The organism is Streptomyces sp. NPDC057302 (assembly GCF_042667685.1).
Classification (GTDB): Bacteria; Actinomycetota; Actinomycetes; order Streptomycetales; family Streptomycetaceae; genus Streptomyces.
Map to the genome: position 1 here is coordinate 249,193 of NZ_JBHUZJ010000003.1, position 15,771 is coordinate 264,963.

General features: G+C 71.6%; 13 protein-coding genes. 5 read left to right on the forward strand and 8 right to left on the reverse strand.

Annotated elements, in window-relative coordinates; translation table 11 throughout:
• Positions 1–17: 17 nt before the first annotated feature.
• Positions 18–1,292 (forward strand): ABC transporter substrate-binding protein, encoded by a 1,275-nt coding sequence (locus ACFUPX_RS04245; protein ID WP_383315732.1) that lies wholly within the window; start codon positions 18–20, stop codon positions 1,290–1,292.
• 25 nt (positions 1,293–1,317) lie between these two features.
• Here the strand turns inward: ACFUPX_RS04245 and ACFUPX_RS04250 are convergent, their stop codons facing one another.
• Together ACFUPX_RS04250 and ACFUPX_RS04255 are read right to left on the reverse strand one after the other, a co-directional pair.
• Entirely contained in the window at positions 1,318–3,279 is a 1,962-nt protein-coding gene (locus ACFUPX_RS04250; RefSeq protein WP_383315620.1) for a hypothetical protein, read from the reverse strand.
• 273 nt (positions 3,280–3,552) lie between these two features.
• Entirely contained in the window at positions 3,553–4,941 is a 1,389-nt protein-coding gene (locus ACFUPX_RS04255) for a transcriptional regulator (RefSeq protein ID WP_383315623.1), read from the reverse strand.
• A gap of 280 nt (positions 4,942–5,221) precedes the next feature.
• Between ACFUPX_RS04255 and ACFUPX_RS04260 the strand changes: the two genes are divergently transcribed.
• The 3 genes from ACFUPX_RS04260 (at position 5,222) to ACFUPX_RS04270 (ending at position 8,419) form a co-directional block, all read left to right on the forward strand.
• Positions 5,222–5,887, forward strand: a complete 666-nt coding sequence (locus tag ACFUPX_RS04260) for a bifunctional DNA primase/polymerase (protein WP_383315628.1) — start codon at positions 5,222–5,224, stop codon at positions 5,885–5,887.
• Positions 5,888–6,032: 145 nt separating this feature from the next.
• Positions 6,033–6,818: an ABC transporter ATP-binding protein gene (locus tag ACFUPX_RS04265; protein WP_383315631.1), complete on the forward strand. Its 786-nt coding sequence runs from the start codon at positions 6,033–6,035 to the stop codon at positions 6,816–6,818.
• A complete protein-coding gene (locus ACFUPX_RS04270) occupies positions 6,815–8,419 on the forward strand; it encodes a transporter (protein ID WP_383315634.1) in 1,605 nt (534 codons plus the stop codon). The genes ACFUPX_RS04265 and ACFUPX_RS04270 overlap by 4 nt, the downstream gene beginning before the upstream one ends.
• A 284-nt stretch (positions 8,420–8,703) precedes the next feature.
• Here ACFUPX_RS04270 and iscB read toward each other — a convergent pair whose 3' ends face one another.
• Together iscB and ACFUPX_RS04280 are read right to left on the reverse strand one after the other, a co-directional pair.
• Positions 8,704–9,756 carry an RNA-guided endonuclease IscB gene (gene iscB, locus ACFUPX_RS04275; RefSeq protein ID WP_383315637.1) on the reverse strand — a complete coding sequence of 351 codons (1,053 nt, stop codon included), beginning with the start codon at positions 9,754–9,756 and terminating at the stop codon, positions 8,704–8,706.
• The gene (locus ACFUPX_RS04280; RefSeq protein WP_383315640.1) at positions 9,668–10,441 is read right to left on the reverse strand and encodes an RRXRR domain-containing protein; all 774 of its coding nucleotides are present in this window, start codon (positions 10,439–10,441) and stop codon (positions 9,668–9,670) included. The genes iscB and ACFUPX_RS04280 overlap by 89 nt, the downstream gene beginning before the upstream one ends.
• A gap of 292 nt (positions 10,442–10,733) precedes the next feature.
• On the opposite strand from ACFUPX_RS04280, the gene ACFUPX_RS04285 reads away from it, so the two are divergent.
• Complete coding sequence (locus ACFUPX_RS04285; RefSeq protein ID WP_383315643.1) at positions 10,734–12,107, forward strand: PAS domain-containing protein; 1,374 nt, start codon at positions 10,734–10,736, stop codon at positions 12,105–12,107.
• An 82-nt stretch (positions 12,108–12,189) separates the two neighbouring features.
• On the opposite strand, the gene ACFUPX_RS04290 is transcribed toward ACFUPX_RS04285, so the two are convergent.
• The 4 genes from ACFUPX_RS04290 to ACFUPX_RS04305 are packed head-to-tail and all read right to left on the reverse strand — an operon-like array spanning position 12,190 to position 15,654.
• On the reverse strand, positions 12,190–13,407 hold the full coding sequence (locus tag ACFUPX_RS04290; RefSeq protein WP_383315646.1) for an ABC transporter permease: 1,218 nt from the start codon (positions 13,405–13,407) through the stop codon (positions 12,190–12,192).
• Positions 13,404–14,105, reverse strand: a complete 702-nt coding sequence (locus ACFUPX_RS04295) for an ABC transporter ATP-binding protein (RefSeq protein ID WP_383315652.1) — start codon at positions 14,103–14,105, stop codon at positions 13,404–13,406. Before ACFUPX_RS04295 ends, ACFUPX_RS04290 begins: the two co-directional genes overlap by 4 nt.
• Positions 14,102–15,169: a peptidoglycan-binding protein gene (locus ACFUPX_RS04300; protein ID WP_383315655.1), complete on the reverse strand. Its 1,068-nt coding sequence runs from the start codon at positions 15,167–15,169 to the stop codon at positions 14,102–14,104. Before ACFUPX_RS04300 ends, ACFUPX_RS04295 begins: the two co-directional genes overlap by 4 nt.
• Entirely contained in the window at positions 15,166–15,654 is a 489-nt protein-coding gene (locus ACFUPX_RS04305) for a hypothetical protein (RefSeq protein WP_383315658.1), read from the reverse strand. Before ACFUPX_RS04305 ends, ACFUPX_RS04300 begins: the two co-directional genes overlap by 4 nt.
• Positions 15,655–15,771: the final 117 nt, after the last annotated feature.

Genomic DNA, 15,771 nt, shown 5'->3' on the forward strand with positions numbered 1-15,771 from the left:
CGGAATCGTGCATGACCATGCCCGTCTCGCGACGCACCCTGCTCCCCCGCCCCTCCAAGACCGCATCCCTCACGGCGGCCGCCCTGGTGGCGGTGTGTGCGTCCCTGACCACCGCGTGCGGGGTCATCCCCGGTTCCGCGGGGGGATCCGGGGAGGACCCCGTGACCGTGATGACCTGGGCCCCCGAGAAGACCAAGGCGACCAACAAGCCCGGCATCCCCGCGATGGCACAGGCCTACGCGCGCTGGGCCAACGCGAACGGCGGGCTCGACGGCCGCGAGCTCAAGGTCATCACCTGCAACGACCACAACGACCCGGTGGGCGCCGCCGACTGCGCGCGCGAGGCGGTCGACAAGAAGGTCGCGGCCGTCGTCGGCTCCTACAGCCAGCACGGCCAGTCGTTCCTCTCCCCCCTCGAAGTCGCCGGCATCCCCTACATAGGCGGGTACGGCGTCACCGACGAGGAGTTCAGCAGCCCCCTGTCGTACCCCGTCAACGGCGGCGAACCCTCGCTCATGGCGGGCAACGGCCGACAGCTCGCCGCCCGCTGCGAGCGCGTCTCCCTGGTACGGCCCGACACCATCGCCGGCGACGATCTCCCCAAGCTCCTGGACGCGGGCCTCACCGAGGGCCACCGGGCGCCCTCGTCCGACATCCGGGCGCCCGAGGACGGCACCGACTTCACCGCGCAGGCCGAGCAGGCCCTGGACCGCGCGGGCACCGGCGGCTGCGTCACGGCGGCCCTCGGCGAGCGCACGGACACGTTCTACGACTCCTACCGGCGCACCGAGGACGCGTACCCCACCGCGAAGATCTCCTCCGTGCTCGGCAGCGTCGACCAGTCCCTCGTCGACCGCACGGGCGGCGGCAAGGGACCGTACGAAGGCGCCTACCTGACCGGCTGGTACCCGGCGGCCAGCGATCCCCGCTGGGACGAGATGCGCGAGGTCATCCGCCGGCAGGCCTTCGGCGACAACCGGGTCGACCCGACGGACGCGGGCGTGCAGACGACATGGATCGCCTACACGGTCCTGAAGCAGACCGTCGAGTCGCTCGACGGCGGCGAGGTCTCGGCGCGGACGCTGCGGCGGGCGCTCGACGAGGGGCTCAAGGTCGGGACGGGCGGCCTCACGCCCACCCTGAGCTGGCGCTTCAAGGACATGCTCGCGGCGAGCGACTTCCCGCGCCTGGTCAACGCGGACGTCACGTTCCAGATGGTGCGCGAGGGCCGGCTCGTCCCCGCCCACAAGGGGTTCGTGAACGTGTCGAAGACCCTGGAGCGGGTGCGGTAACCCCGCTCCAGGCCGCGCTCCCGCCCTACAGCTGCGACTTGTCGCGCGTGGTGAGCCCGTGCGGCTCGGCGATGGCGTTCCACAGACCGGCCGCTTCCTGCTTGGCCGTGGTCGCCTCGCTGCTCGACTTGTTCCCGGCGACCGCCTGCGGCGTCCCGCGGGCGTGGCCCTTCTTGCAGCCCTTCTTGCCCGCGACCTGGCCCGCCCACGCGGCGTAGTGGTTGTCGGCCGCGGCCGACGCCTTCCAGGCCTTGGTGAGCGACGCGGTCAGTTGGGCGTTGGCCGGGAGCTTGTCCACGGAGAGCTGCGAAAGGCGCGTCACCAGGCCGTTGCGCTGCTTGGCCGCGTTGCGCAGGTCGGTGGCCGACTGGCTGAGGTTGGTGCACTTTCCGACGTTGCGTACGGCGGCGATCACCGAGTCGCGGCTGTTGTTGCTGTCGGCGAGGAGCTTGTCCAGGGCGACGGCCTGCTCCTTGACGGGGTCGACGGAGGGCGAGGGTTTCTCGTCGGACGGCGCCGAATCGGAGACGGTCTTGGGGCTGTCCTTCTCCTCGTCACCGCCGCCACCGCTGAGCATGGCTCCGGCTCCGACGCCGATCACGGCGATGGCGACACCGATCGCCGCGAAGAGCGGCACCTTCGACCCGGTGCGTCCCCCGCCGCGCGGCGCGGGAGCGGCTGCGGCGGCGCGGCGAGCGGCCCTGCCACCGCCGTCACCCTGGCCGTGGGCCGCGGGCTGCGGCGGCTCGAAGCGGGGCATCTGCTGGGTCGACGCGGGGCCTTCGGGCTCCGGCTCCTCGGTACGGAAGAGACTGTCGAACTCGGCGGGCGGCTGCCGGTCGCCCGGGGCGCCGGGCCGTATCCCGAAGGGTGCCTTGCCGGGCTCGGCGGGCACGGGGGCGATGAACTGGGTGGGCTCGTTGTCCGAACCGGCCGCCGGGGGCATGGGCGCGCCCGGCATGGGCGAGCGTCCCAGGAACTGCGTGGCCTCCCCGGCGGGCGCCTCGGGCGGCAGAGCACCGGGGGCGACGGGGGGTATGTACTGCGTGGCGCCTTCGTCGACGCCGGCTCCGGCACCCGGCATCGCGGGTATGTACTGCGTGGCGTCCGCGTCACCCGGGGCGGCGGGCGGCAGCGGCGCGAGGCCCCCCGCGACGGGCGGCAGCGGCGCACCCGCACCGGAGCCGCCCGGAGGAAGCTGGCCCGCCTGGGCCGCCGGGGGGAGCTGCCCCGCCTGCGCGACGGGCGGAAGCTGCCCGGCCTGAGGGAGCGGCTGCCCGGGGTAGGCGGAGTCGGCGGACTGTCCGGGGTAAGCGACTTCGGCGGACTGTCCGGGGTACGCGGCTTCGGCGGGCTGCCCGGCATGGGTTCCGCCCGCCTGCTGTCTCGCGTGCGCCCCGCCGGGCCCCGCGTGCGCCCCGCCCTGTCCGGCGTGCGCCCCGCCGGGCCCCGCGTAGGGCCCGTCGGCGGCAGGCTGCCCCGCGTGCTGGCCGCCCTGCGCCTGGCCCGCGTACGGCCCGCCCTGGGGCTGCTGCTGCCCCGCGTACGGAGCACCCGCGCCCTGCGTCCCGTAGGGGGCGCCCTGCGCCTGGCCGCCGTACCCGGCGCCGGAAGCCTGGCCGCCGTACGGGTCGCCCTGCGGATAGCCCTGCTGCTGTGGATAGCCCTGCTGCTGCGGGTACCCCCCCTGCTGGGGATAGCCCTGCTGCTGGGCGCCCTCGGCGGGCAGCGGCGTGCCCGCGCCGTACGACTGCTGCTGGTCCGCGGTGGAGTCCCACGCCTGGCCGGAGCCGGGCGCCGGGTCCGCCGGTGCCGGGCCCCACGGCTGGCCCCAGGGGCTGCCGCCCGCGGGGGCCACGTGGTCGCCGGTGGTGCCGGGCATCAAGGGCTCGCTTCCGTCGGCAGGCAGCACGATGCCTTCGTGCGCGTGCCGGTCCGCGGGGTGCGGATCGGAGGAAGCGGGGCCCTGCCCGCTCTGCTGCGTCACCGGGACTCCTACGAATGGGGGACCTACGGAACCGTCGGCTCACGCTACCGGGTCGCCACAGCCGTCTGCCACGCAGCTCAAACCTCCGCGGCCGCATCAATCGCGGAAGTAACAAAACCTCTCCCCGAAACGCTGATTACGCCACCGGGAAGGATCGATCGCGTACGGGAGTTGGCTGTTCACGGTAGGGAAAGGGCGGGGACGGGCTCCGTTCACCGGTGCGCGACGCACATCACAAACTCTTCACGCACCCGTGCCCGCTCCCGCGCCCCTTCACGCCGCCTGAACGTCCATCCGCGCCCCGAACTCCCTTACCACCGGCTCCTCCCGGTACGGTTCGAGCCGCTGCTGGAGGTCTTCCAGGTACTCGGCCCCGCGGTTCGACCGCAGCGTGCCGAGCAGTTCGACCGCCTTCAGGCCCGTGTGGCAGGCCTGCTCGACGTCCCGGCGCTGCACCTGCGCCGTGGCGAGCAGGACGAGACCGATCGCCCGCCGCCGCGCCCTGGTCTCCGGGTGCCCCGCGAGGGACTCCTCGGCACTGCGCGCCGCCGCGTCGGCCTGCCCCAAGTCACGGTGACAATGAGCCAGTTCATCGGCCAGATACGCATGGTCGAAGTGCTGGATCCACACCGGATCGTCGCCCGAGCCCTCTTCCCCGGCCGCCCGGTCCATCGCCTCGACCGCCCGGCCCGCGACGACCTGCGTCGACCGGCCGTCCCCGAGCAGCGCGTGCCCCCTCGCCTCCGCGGCGAAGAACATCGCCTCCGCACGCGGGGTGACCCGCCCGCGCGTCCCTTCCTGGGCCGCCCGCGCCAACTGCGCGATCTCCCGCGGGTTGCCGAGCTGGGCCGCGAGATGGCTCATGGACGCGGCGAGGACATAGCCGCCGTACCCCCGGTCGCCCGCCGCCTGCGCGAGGCGCAGCGCCTGGATGTAGTAGCGCTGGGCGAGGCCCGGCTGGCCCGTGTCCACCGCCATGTACCCGGCGAGCTCCGTCAACCGGGCGACGGCGGCGAACAGTTCGCGCCCCACCGCTTCCCGGTACGAACCCGCGAGCAGCCCGGAGACCACGCTGTTCAGGTAGTGCACGACGACCGGGCGCACATGCCCGCTGCCGTACTGGTGGTCGAGTTTCGTCAGCGCCTCCGTCATGGCCCGCACCGCCGCCACGTCACAGAGTCCGACCCGCGGCCCGGCCATCCGGCCGACCTGCGCGTCCGGGGACGAGATCAGCCAGTCGCGGCTCGGCTCGACGAGCGCGGACGCGGCGACGGACGAGCCGGACAGGAAGTCCCGCCGCCCCACGTCACTGCGCCACAGCTCGCAGACCTGCTCGATGGCGCCGAGCACGGTGGGCGAGAACTGCAGGCCGACACCTGAGGCGAGGTTCTTGCCGTTCGCCATCCCGATCTCGTCGATCGTGACCGTCCGGCCCAGCTTGCGGCCGAGCGACTCCGCGATGATGCCGGGCGCCCTGCCGCGCGGCTGCTGACCGCGCAGCCACCGGGCGACCGACGTCTTGTCGTAGCGCAGATCGAGACCGTGCTCCGCGCCGCACATGTTGACCCGGCGGGCCAGGCCCGCGTTCGAGCAACCCGCTTCCTGAATGAGTGCCTGCAGCCTTTCATTGGGCTGCCGCGCGACGAGCGGCCTTGCGGCCATGGCGTACCCCCTGATGTGCACCGTGGTTCATCTGGACGGAGGGGCCGGAATCGGCCACCCCAGATGATCAATGCCCTTGGAACAAACGGAAGATGCACCACAAACGGACGATAAGTCGTTAACTGGGCTTCTTCGGAGTGCCCCAGTCTTGGCTACCCGCACATGGAACCCATTCCCCATGCGCGCCCCCGCCCGTGCACCCATGCGCCCCACATGCAGGATCGATGCTCCGCCCCCGCGCACGCGACGGCCGTAACCGTAGGTGTCGGGCGGAGTTGAGATGTCCGTGGAAGAGACCATGGGAGTCACGTCAGCCGCGCACATCCCGAAGCAGCGCGGAGAATCCTTGCTGGACACGGCCGTGCGATACGCGGAAGAGCGCCACTGGGACGTGTTCCCGGGGACGTGGCTCGAGTCCGTCGAGGGGGCCGAAATCTGCTCGTGCGGTGACACCGCGTGCACGGCGCCCGGTTCGCACCCGGCGCGCGAGGACTGGGCCACGCAGGCGACGGGGAGCGCGACCGCCGCGAGGCGGCTGTGGACCAAGCAGCCGAAGTCGTCGATCCTGCTGCCCACGGGCCGCACGTTCGACGCGATCGACGTGCCGGAGACCGCCGGGTTCCTCGCGCTCGCCCGCATGGAGCGGATGGAGCTGACGCTCGGTCCCGTGACCTGTACGCCCGACCGCCGGATGCAGTTCTTCGTCCTGCCCGGAGCCACCGCCAAGGTGCCGGACCTCGTCCGCAAGTTGGGCTGGCCGCCGGCCGCGATCGACCTGATCGCGCTGGGTGAGGGCGCGTACGTCGCGGCGCCCCCGACCCGCTTCGGCGCGACCGGCGCGGTGCAGTGGGCGTGCCGCCCCACGGCCGCGAACCGCTGGCTGCCCGACGCCGAGGAGATCATCTCTCCCCTGGCGTACGCGTGCGGGCGCGAGGCCCGGCGCTAGGCCTCACCAGAGGCACGGGACATCCTTGATCATCGGCTTCGACGATTTCGTCCTCACCGCCGGACAGGCTGGATATACAGCCTGTCCGGCGTTCGTGCATCCCCCCGACGTATCGTGCGGAAACAGCGACGAAAGGCGGACCCCCGTGACCGAGGCAGCACCGCCCGCAGCGGTACGAGTGCAAGGGCTGTGGAAGGCCTTCGGCCAGCAACTCGCCGTCGCCGGGATCGACCTCACCCTCCCCGCGGGCAAGTTCATCGGCCTCGTCGGCCCGAACGGCGCGGGCAAGACGACCACCCTCTCGATGGTGACCGGCCTCCTGCGCCCCGACCGGGGCACGGTGGAGGTCGTCGGCCACGACGTATGGGCCGACCCCGTCCAGGTCAAGGCCCGCATCGGCGTCCTGCCCGAAGGACTGCGCCTCTTCGAGCGCCTCTCGGGGCGCGAACTCCTGGCCTACACCGGACGGCTGCGCGGGCTCCCCGGCGACGAGGTCGACAAGAGAGCGACCCAGCTCCTGGACGTACTCGACCTCGCCGGCGCCCAGCACAAACTGGTCGTCGACTACTCCACCGGCATGCGCAAGAAGATCGGCCTCGCCGCGGCCCTGCTCCACAACCCCGAAGTCCTCTTCCTGGACGAGCCCTTCGAAGGCGTCGACCCCGTGTCCGCGCAGACCATCCGCGGCGTCCTGGAGCGCTACACCGCCTCAGGCGCGACCGTCGTCTTCTCGTCCCACGTCATGGAACTCGTCGAATCGCTCTGCGACTGGGTCGCCGTGATGGCGGCGGGACGCATCCGCGCCCAGGGCACCCTCGCCGAGGTGCGCGGCACCGCCCCCTCGCTCCAGCAGGCGTTCCTCGAACTGGTCGGCGCGGGTGGCCGCGACACCGGCTCGCACCTCGACTGGCTGGGCGGCGGCTCCCGATGAGCGCCCCGACGGCGACGTCCGCGCCCTCCATCACCCCCGTCTTCGTACGCCTCAAGCTCTCGCTCCTGCGCAACGGCCTGCACCAGTCGACCGGGCGCCGCGCCGCCTACATCGCGTCCGTCGTCGCGACGCTCCTCGTCGCCGCCCTCCAGCTCCTCGGCCTGATCGCGCTGCGCGGCAACGAACACGCCGCCACCGTCTCCGTCCTGCTCACCGCGGTGCTCGCGCTCGGCTGGGCGGTGATGCCGCTGTTCTTCCCCAGCGGCGACGAGACCCTCGACCCCACCCGCCTGGTGATGCTCCCGCTGCGCCCCCGGCCACTGGTGCGCGCGCTGCTCGTGGCGTCCCTGGTCGGCATCGGGCCGCTCTTCACCCTCTGCCTCGCGCTCGGCTCGGTCATCTCCCTCGCGCACGGCGCGGCGGCGGCCGTCACCGGGGTCCTCGCGATCGCCCTGACGCTGCTGGTCTGCGTGGCCCTGGCGCGCGCCGTCGCCGCCGCCAACATCCGCCTCCTGACCAGCCGCAAGGGACGCGACCTCGCCGTCCTGAGCGGCCTGGTCATCGCGGTCGGCGCGCAGGTCGTCAACTTCGGGGCGCAGCGGCTCGGTTCGTCGGGGCTCTCGCAGCTCGACCCGGCGGCGGACGTCGTCCGCTGGATCCCGCCCGCGTCGGCCATCGGGGCGGTCGACTCGGTGAGCGAGGGTTCGTACGTCACCGGGGCCGCGCAACTCGCCCTGAGCGCGGCGGCCCTCGTCGCCCTCCTCGCCTTCTGGCAGCGCAGCCTCACCCACCTCATGACGACCCCCGACGGCTCGACGCTCGCGGCGGCGGAACCCGCCAAGGCCCGCTCGGCGCGCGGCCTGGGCGCCCTGCTGCCCGGCGGGCGCACCGGCACGGTCATGGAGCGCAGCCTGCGCTACGTGTGGCGCGACCCGAAGACGAAGGCGGCCTGGGTGACGTCCCTGGCCATCGGCCTCATCGTGCCGCTCTTCAACGCCCTTCAGGGCACGGGCTCGATCTACTTCGCGTGTTTCGCGGCCGGGATGCTCGGCGTCCTCATGTACAACCAGTTCGGCCAGGACACGTCGGCGTTCTGGATGGTCGCGATGGCGATCTCCTCCACGTACGACGCGTACACCGAACTGCGGGCCCGCGCGCTGGCTCTCCTGGTGATCACGCTGCCGTACGCGACGCTGGTGACGGCCATCACGGCAGCCGTGCTCGGCGACTGGAGCGCGCTCCCGGAGGCGCTCGGCCTCTCCTTCGCCCTGCTCGGCGCGATGCTGGCCACCGGGGCCTGGTCGTCGGCCCGCTTCCCCTACTCGATCCCGCAGGAGGGCTACAAGAACGTGGCCCCCGGGCAGGCGGGCCTGGCCTGGATCTCGATCTTCGGCGGAATGGTCGCGGCGGCCCTGCTCTGCGCCCCGGTGCTCGCCTTCACCATCTGGCTGCACGTCTCGGGCGCGGACAACTGGTCCTGGCTCCTGCTGCCGCTGGGCGGCGCCTACGGAGCGGTGATCACCTATCTCGGCCTGCGGCTCGCGGCGCCGAGGGTGGCGCGGCGGCTCCCGGAGATCCTGACGGCGGTGAGCAGGGGCTGAGCCGGGGACGCCCCTGGAGCCGGCACGCAGACGACCCGCGAGCCGTGGTCCCCGCCGTACGAGACGGCGGGAAGCCGGCCGGACTCACCGGCGGCTCGCGGGTCGGGTGACTGCTTGGGATTGGGCCGGCTGCACGCACATCACACGTGCTGGTCCGGCGCCGAAATCGAGTTGCGACGACGGGCCACTAGCCCGCAGTCACCTCACGCGTCCGGTTTCCATACATCTGCCGAACCACCTCCTCTCCGTGATGACTCACACCATAGAAACCCTGCCGACGCGGCTCAACCGCTTTTTTCAGAAGGCGGCGAGACGGACTCCTGCCGGGTGTCGTAGGCGTATCCGTCGCCGCGCTGGACGAGCCGCAGATTTCTGTGCGAGACATTGATCCGCCCTGTCGACGTGGTGATGCTGTGCTGGCCCCTGGCTCGCACCGAGACACGCCCGCGCCAGACGCCCGCCCATTTGCCGGTGGGCACTGTCGCGTGCACGAGATCCCCCGTGACGTATCCGAAGTGCTGTTTGATCCGCGCCCTGTGGAGTCGGGGAAAGCCGAAGCGGTCGGGGGTGGTGCGGGCGTAGGAGCCTCGTCCGGTGGCTTTCACGACCAGAACATGCGTGGGCACCCGGACGATCTTGCCGCCGTTCTCACGATCCAGGTCGCCGACGGCGAGGGCATCGATGGTGTGCGTCTTGTCGAGCCCCATCGCCGTGCGGTTCCGGTGAGTACGGCCGCCCGGCCAGGCGTGCGCTGACGGGCCGAGAGCGCCCAGTGCCTTGACGAGTCGTAGACGGGTCGAATTCATTACGGCGGCATCGCACAGAGGCGTCCGGGTCTGCGCCAGGATCTCTGCGAGCAGCCCCGGCCGATCGGCAAGGAACTGGCTGACGGGTGTGCTGCTCTTGGCCTGGTTGCAGGGGGCACAGGCGAGTACGAGGTTCGAGAGTCTGCTGGAACCGCCTCGGCTGACGGGGTGGATATGGTCGATGTTCAGAGGAACGCCGGTCGCTCCGCAGTAGGCACAGACTCTGCCCCGTGCGGAGAGCAAGTGTGCGCGGGCGTCAGTTCCGGCGAGTGTGCCATTTGGGTACTCGGCGCCTCCCAGCTGCTTGCCGACACTCAAGGAGTGGGAGTCGAACGAGACGCTCTCCAGGTGGACTTCTGTGACCGGCGCGTACCGACGGAAGCGGTTCACCAGGGAGACGGTGGTGTCGACACGGTGACGCACTGATGGGGCGAGCCATCCCTCAGGGCGGATGCGGTTGTCGCTTCTCGGCGCTCGATAGCGGAGGTTCGCCGATCGTCGCCTGTGCCGGTATCCGGCGCGCTGCTTCATACAGTGGCTGATCTGAGCCCCCCCGGTGGCGGAGTTCGGCCGTCATGAGACCCCGACGTACGAGGACGAGGTCCCCTCGATGGCCGGATTCCTTCTTCTCGTCCGTGAGGGCGAGGCCGGTCGTCTTGGATCCGGGATCGATGCGCAGTTGCACTCCGTCGACTGTCGAGTCGACGTGTGCGCGGTCCTTGAGCCTGATAGTGAAGGGGACTTGTCGGTGAACGACAGCGCGCCCCTTGTCCAGCAGTTCACGGGCCCGTGCAGGGTGGCACGGCATCAACGGCTGTCGGTCTCTGGCCAGCACGAAGATTCTGCTCGCGCCGGCGCCTCCGCCGTATTCGGAGGGAGCGTCACCGCTCCCGATCTCTGCCGAATCCACCGCCGCGGCGGTGGATTCGGCGTGACGCCGACGGGGTGTGACGCGATGCCCGCCGGTCTCCCCTCGCCCATGTTCCCCGCCGGTGCCCCGCGCGGTGGCGGGGAGTCCGTGAGCCGTTTCGGCCTCGCTCCTGAGGGTGTCTGCTCTCACGGATTCCAGTGCGGGCTGCTGAGGAAGTACAGCCCGGTGGGTCTGCTCGCCTGCGGAAAACGTAGTCATCGAAGGGCGCCTTCCTTTGACCTGGTGGTCTTGATGACTCGGGCTGGTCACTCGTCCTGCCCGTGCGACGGGACAGGCTCCGGTCATCTGCCGAGGAGCGAGTGATCTCCCTTCGTGTGTGTCCGTCGCCGACGCTAGCGATCACACTGCTCGTGGGGTGCTGGATCACTTGGCGCCAGCCATTTGTGCGAATCTTTGAATGTGCGTCTGATTCTGGGTACCTCGACCTCCCCCTCCATTTCGCGGGCAACGATTTCGTCCAACTTCTGGGAAGTACCTGTGGGCTGCGTCACGTTCGAGTTCAATGATCTGACGTGCGGTATACGCGGAACTCGCAGAACATGCAGCTCATGAGGACACGGCCTGCAGGGGGTGCCAGGTGAGTGCTTCCCGGCGTAGCGGGACCACCGACGAGCTCGGGCCTGAAGAACCCGAGCCCGGTGGAGCCGAATTGCTCGCGGCACTGCTGGACGGGATGGACGCCGCCCTGTGCGCGTTCGACGCCGACGGAGTGGTGACGCACTGGAATCGTGAGGCCGAGCGGATCCTCGGGTGGTCGGCGGCGGAGGCCGTCGGGCGGCAGGGGTTCGCGGGGTGGGCGGTGCGGACCGCCGACGCCGAGGAGGTCGAGGCGCGGCTCCTGTCGGCCATGGAGGCGCACGGGCGTCAGGTGCACGAGTTCGCGCTCCTGACCAAGGACGGCGGGCGGGTGCTCGTGCGGACCCAGTCCGCCGCGGTGCGGGGCGGGGACGGCAAGCCCGCCGGTGTGTACTGCGCGTTCAGCGAGGTCCATGCGCAGATCGACCTGGAGCGGTCCATCGCCCTGAGCGAGGCCCTGTTCGAGAACGCGTCGTGGGGTGTGGTGCTCGTCGACGCCGATCTGCGTCCCGCCGTGGCGAACGAACATGCCGCGCGGGCCCTGGGCATGGGGCGTACGGCTCTGCTGGGGCGGCCCCTCGGGGAGTTGCTCGGGCAGGGCGTGGAGGAGCTGGAGAGCGCGCTGAGCCATGTGCTCGCGGAGGGTGCGCCGCCCGCGCCCGCGGAGATGTGGGTGTCCGTGCGGGCCACGGAGAGCGGTGAGCCGGAGCGGCGCTGCTTGCGCAGTGGTTTCCTGCGGCTCGCGTCGCCGCTGGCGGAGGAGCCGGTGCCGCTGGGGGTCGGCTGGCTCTTCACGGACGTGACGGAGGCGAAGCAGACGGAGCAGGAGGCGGCGCAACTGCGCTTCCGCTCGCAGCAGTTGCACCGGGCGGCGCGGGCCGCGGGTGAGTGCGAGGATCCGACGGAGGCGGCCACGGTCCAGCTGGACTTCGCCCTTGCCGGGTTCGCCGACCATGCGCTGATCGATCTGGTCACGGGTGACGGGGAGCCGGTGCGGCTGGTGCGGGTCGCGGCGACCCCCGCGGGTGCGCCGGGGCCGTGCCTGCCGGTGGCCAAGGCGGGCCTGCCCGTCCGCTATCTGGAGGGCCACCCGGCCCCGCAGTGCGTGGACCGGGTGGGTTCCGTACGGGCCAGTGCCGGCACCGCGCCGCCCGAGCGGGCCCGGGAGTGGGCGGCGGCCAGGCAGTGGCCGGAGGATGCCGTCCACGCGTTGTGCGCGGTGCTGCGCAGCAGGGGGCGGACGCTGGGGGTGGTGACGTTCCTGCGCAGCGCGAGCCGTACGCAGTTCGAGCGGGCGGATGCGACGTATGCGGAGAGCGTGACGGCGAGGGTCGCGGCCTCGCTCGACCTGGCGGGTGTGCTCGGCTCCGGGTGAGGCCCCTGCCGGGGGCGGGCGCTTTCAAGGCCGCCGTTTCGCGGTGGATCTTTCCGCCCGCCCCCGCTCCCGCCCCCGCCCCCTAAGCCGCGTGCAGCGCCAACGTCGGGGACAGCCGCGCCGCCCGCACCGCCGGGTACAGGCCCGCCACCGTTCCGATGACCAGCGTCGCTCCGAAGCCGCCGCTCACCGCCCATAGCGGGACCACCCAGGGGAGTCCGCCGGAGACCGCGTACGCGCCCGTCGCCGCCGCGCCCAGGGCGATTCCCGCGAGGCCGCCGAGGCCCGACAGCATCAGGGACTCCGTCACGAACTGGATCCGGATCTGCCCCTTCGTGGCGCCCATGGAGCGGCGCAGGCCGATCTCGTAGCGCCGCTCCAGGACCGAGATGATCATGGTGTTGGCCACCCCTACGCCTCCCACGAGCAACGCGATTCCGCCGAGGCCGAGCAGCAGCGTGGAGAACGCTCCCTCCGTCGCCGCCTTCGCCTTGAGGGCGGACGAGGGGTCCGTCACCTGGACGTTGCGCGGGTTCTCCGGGTCGATCGAGGGGGCGAGCAGGTCGCGGACCTCGTGGACCGAGTCGTCGGTGGACCGTTCGTACACCGAGGTGGGACGGCCGTCGAAGCCGAGTTCGCTCTTGGCCGCGTCCCAGCCCACCAGGGCCGAGCGCTCCACGTCGGGCGAGAGCGGCAGCGGGTCGAGGATGCCGACGACCGTGAAGTACCGGTCGTCCACCCAGACCTGCTGGCCGGGCTCGGTGATGCCGAGGCGGTCCGCCGCGACATGGCCCAGGACGATCGAGGGGTAGCGGCTGTTGGCCGCGTTGAACCACGTGCCGTGGCCCATCTGGCCGCGAAGGACCTTCAGGAGCCCCTCGGTGGCCGCCCTGACCGCGATGCCGCTGGTCTCGTCCTTCGGGATCTTCTCGCTGCGCCGCACGCTGCGGTCCAGGTCGCCGGTCGCGCCGACGTCCTTCACGCCCTTCACCCGCGAGACCCGCCCCACCGCGTCACGCGGCAGCACCACCTTCTCGCCGGAGAACAGGGGCTCCCCGGGCGAGGCCACCAGCATGTTCGTGCCCAAGTCGTCCAGTTCGCGCATGAGTTGCGCCTTGCTGGAGGACGAGATGCCGACCACCGCGATCATCGTGGCGATGCCGATGGCGATGCCCAGCGCGGAGAGCACGACGCGCACGGGGCGGCTGCGCAGGCCCGCCGAGCCGACGTGCAGGACGTCCCTCGGTCCCAGCCGCGCCGCCTTGAGGCGCGGGTTCCTGATCTTCCTCGTACGGATCATCCGGCGAGCACCCCCTCGCCCATCGCGGCACGGGTGTCCGCCACGATCTGCCCGTCCCGGATCCGCACCTGCCGCGGCAGCCGTTCCGCGATCTCCGTGTCGTGCGTGATGACGGCGATCGTCGCGCCCTCCGCGTTGAGGTCGTGGAGCAGCTCCATCACCGCCTCACCGGACGCCGAGTCCAGCGCCCCGGTCGGCTCGTCGGCCAGGAGCAGGTCCGGCGAACCGACCACCGCGCGCGCGATGGCGACGCGCTGCTTCTGGCCGCCGGAGAGTTCGTGCGGGCGGTGCTTCATGCGGTCGGCGAGGCCGACCCGGTCCAGCGCCTCCGCGGCCCGCGCGCGGCGCTCGGAGCGCGAGAGGCCGGAGTACAGCAGCCCCTCCGCCACGTTGTCGCGCGCGCTGATCCCCGGCACCAGGTGGAACGCCTGGAAGACGAAGCCGATGTGCCGTGCCCGCAGCGCGGAGAGGCTGCGGTCGGCGAGCGTCGCGACGTCGTGCCCCGCGATGGCCACCGAGCCCTCCGAAGGGCGGTCGAGGGTGCCGATGATGTGCAGCAGCGTCGACTTGCCCGAGCCGGAGGGGCCGACGATGGCGAGGAGTTCGCCCTCCTGGACCCGCAGGTCCACACCGCGCAGGGCGGCGACCCCGCCCGGGTACTCCTTGGTGACCCCGCCCAACTCCACGACGGCGCTCATATCTTGGGCACCCCGACCTTCAGGCCGTCCTTCAGGCCGCCGCCCGTCACCTCGACGCGCCCCTGGCCGAACATGCCGAGTTCGACCTTCACCTGGCGGGCGCGGCCGTGCTCGACGACCTGGACGCCGTAGCCGCCGCCGGGCAGGGCGAGCAGGGCGTTGACGGGGACGGACAGGACGTCCTCACGGGTCTGGCCGGTGAGGTTGACCGTCACCGGGGACTGGTCGAAGCCGTCGACCTTGCCGGGGTCGTCGAAGGAGACCGTCACCGGAATCTTGGGGGTCTTGTCGGCCGGGTCGTCGCCGGGCTTGGCCGTCTTGCCGACGGAGGCGACCTTCCCCTTGGCCGTCGAGCCGTCCGGCAGGTCCACGGTGACCTTGGTGCCCACCTTGGCGAGCTTCCCCTCGGCGACGTCGAGCTGGAAACGTACGACGCGCTCGGAGCCCGTGGTGCTGAGCACCGGCTTGCCCGGAGCGACCTGGTCGCCGACGGCGGACTCGGTGGACTTCACGCGGACACCGCCGGGCGAGAAGGCGATCTGGCCGGGGTCGACGCGGCCCGTCCGCTTCTCGTCATGGGCCTTCTGCCACTGCTTGACGGCGGCGGCCGTACCCGCCGTGTACGCGTCGTCGACGGTGAGCCAGGCCCCGTACCCGAGCGCCTGGAGGTTCTCCTCCAGCTGGCGTACGTCGTTGCCCTCGTCGCCGGTCTTCAGCGTGCGGTACATGGGCTCGGTGCCGTACATGAGGCGCACCGGGACGCCGTTGACCTCGTACAGGCGCCCGTCGCGCTCGATGGTCGAGCCGGTGGACGCGGACCAGGTGAGGGTGCCGGTGGTGCCCGCGTTGACCTTGCGCTCCTTGGCGTAGCCCAGGGTGCCGTCGGTCTGGGTGCCGCTGCTGAGGTCGCCGCGTTCGACGGGGGCGGTGGCGGGCGGGAGTCCGGCGTCCTGGCTGACGGACTCATCCTTGCCGTTGTCGGCGAGGGCGGTGACGGCGACGCCGCCGCCGGTGATCGCCAGCAGGGCCACGACGGTGGCGACCACGGCGGTGCGGCGCCTCACGCGACGATGTCCTTGCACGCCTTGGCGGCCTTCTCCATCTTCTTCGCCTCGGCGCCCTTGGGGATCTTCTGGGCTTCCATCGCGCCGCCGTCGAACTTCGGGTCGGGCATGTTGAAGCCGTTCTTGCGCATGCACTGGGCGTACTTCAGCATCTTGTCCTTGTCGGCCTGCGAGGGCGCCCCGCCGCCCGCGCTGCCGCCCTTGCCGGTGCAGGCCTTCATGGCGGCCTCCATCTTCTCCTTGCTCAGGTCGCCGCCGATGGTGATGCCCCGGGTGTCCTCGCCGGCCTTGGGCTCGGACACCTTCAGGCCGTGCTTGCGCATGCACTCGCGCTCCTTGAACGCGGCGTCGGCCTGCTTGCCCTTGCCGCCGTCGGCCTTGTCCTGGCCGCTGCTCCCGCCGTCGCCGGAGGAGCAGGCTCCGGCGAACAGGGCGAATGCGGCGAAGCCCGATGCGATGGCCGCCCCGCGCGTACGAGTCCTCATGGTTTCCCCTTCATCGGTCACGTCGGCGCGACAGCGCGCCGACGCGCTCAGGCTGACGGGAAGGGAGGTTTCGTTTCTCTCAACGGAGACGCTTACACCGACGAAAGGTGCACTTCA

Coding starts and splice junctions, on each gene's coding strand:
- ACFUPX_RS04270 (WP_383315634.1), top strand. CDS start 6,815: ATGAGCGCCCCGACGGCGACGTCCGCGCCCTCCATCACCCCCGTCTTC.
- ACFUPX_RS04290 (WP_383315646.1), bottom strand. CDS start 13,407: ATGATCCGTACGAGGAAGATCAGGAACCCGCGCCTCAAGGCGGCGCGG.
- ACFUPX_RS04260 (WP_383315628.1), top strand. CDS start 5,222: ATGTCCGTGGAAGAGACCATGGGAGTCACGTCAGCCGCGCACATCCCG.
- ACFUPX_RS04245 (WP_383315732.1), top strand. CDS start 18: ATGCCCGTCTCGCGACGCACCCTGCTCCCCCGCCCCTCCAAGACCGCA.
- ACFUPX_RS04280 (WP_383315640.1), bottom strand. CDS start 10,441: ATGACCGGAGCCTGTCCCGTCGCACGGGCAGGACGAGTGACCAGCCCG.
- ACFUPX_RS04305 (WP_383315658.1), bottom strand. CDS start 15,654: ATGAGGACTCGTACGCGCGGGGCGGCCATCGCATCGGGCTTCGCCGCA.
- ACFUPX_RS04295 (WP_383315652.1), bottom strand. CDS start 14,105: ATGAGCGCCGTCGTGGAGTTGGGCGGGGTCACCAAGGAGTACCCGGGC.
- ACFUPX_RS04255 (WP_383315623.1), bottom strand. CDS start 4,941: ATGGCCGCAAGGCCGCTCGTCGCGCGGCAGCCCAATGAAAGGCTGCAG.
- iscB (WP_383315637.1), bottom strand. CDS start 9,756: ATGAAGCAGCGCGCCGGATACCGGCACAGGCGACGATCGGCGAACCTC.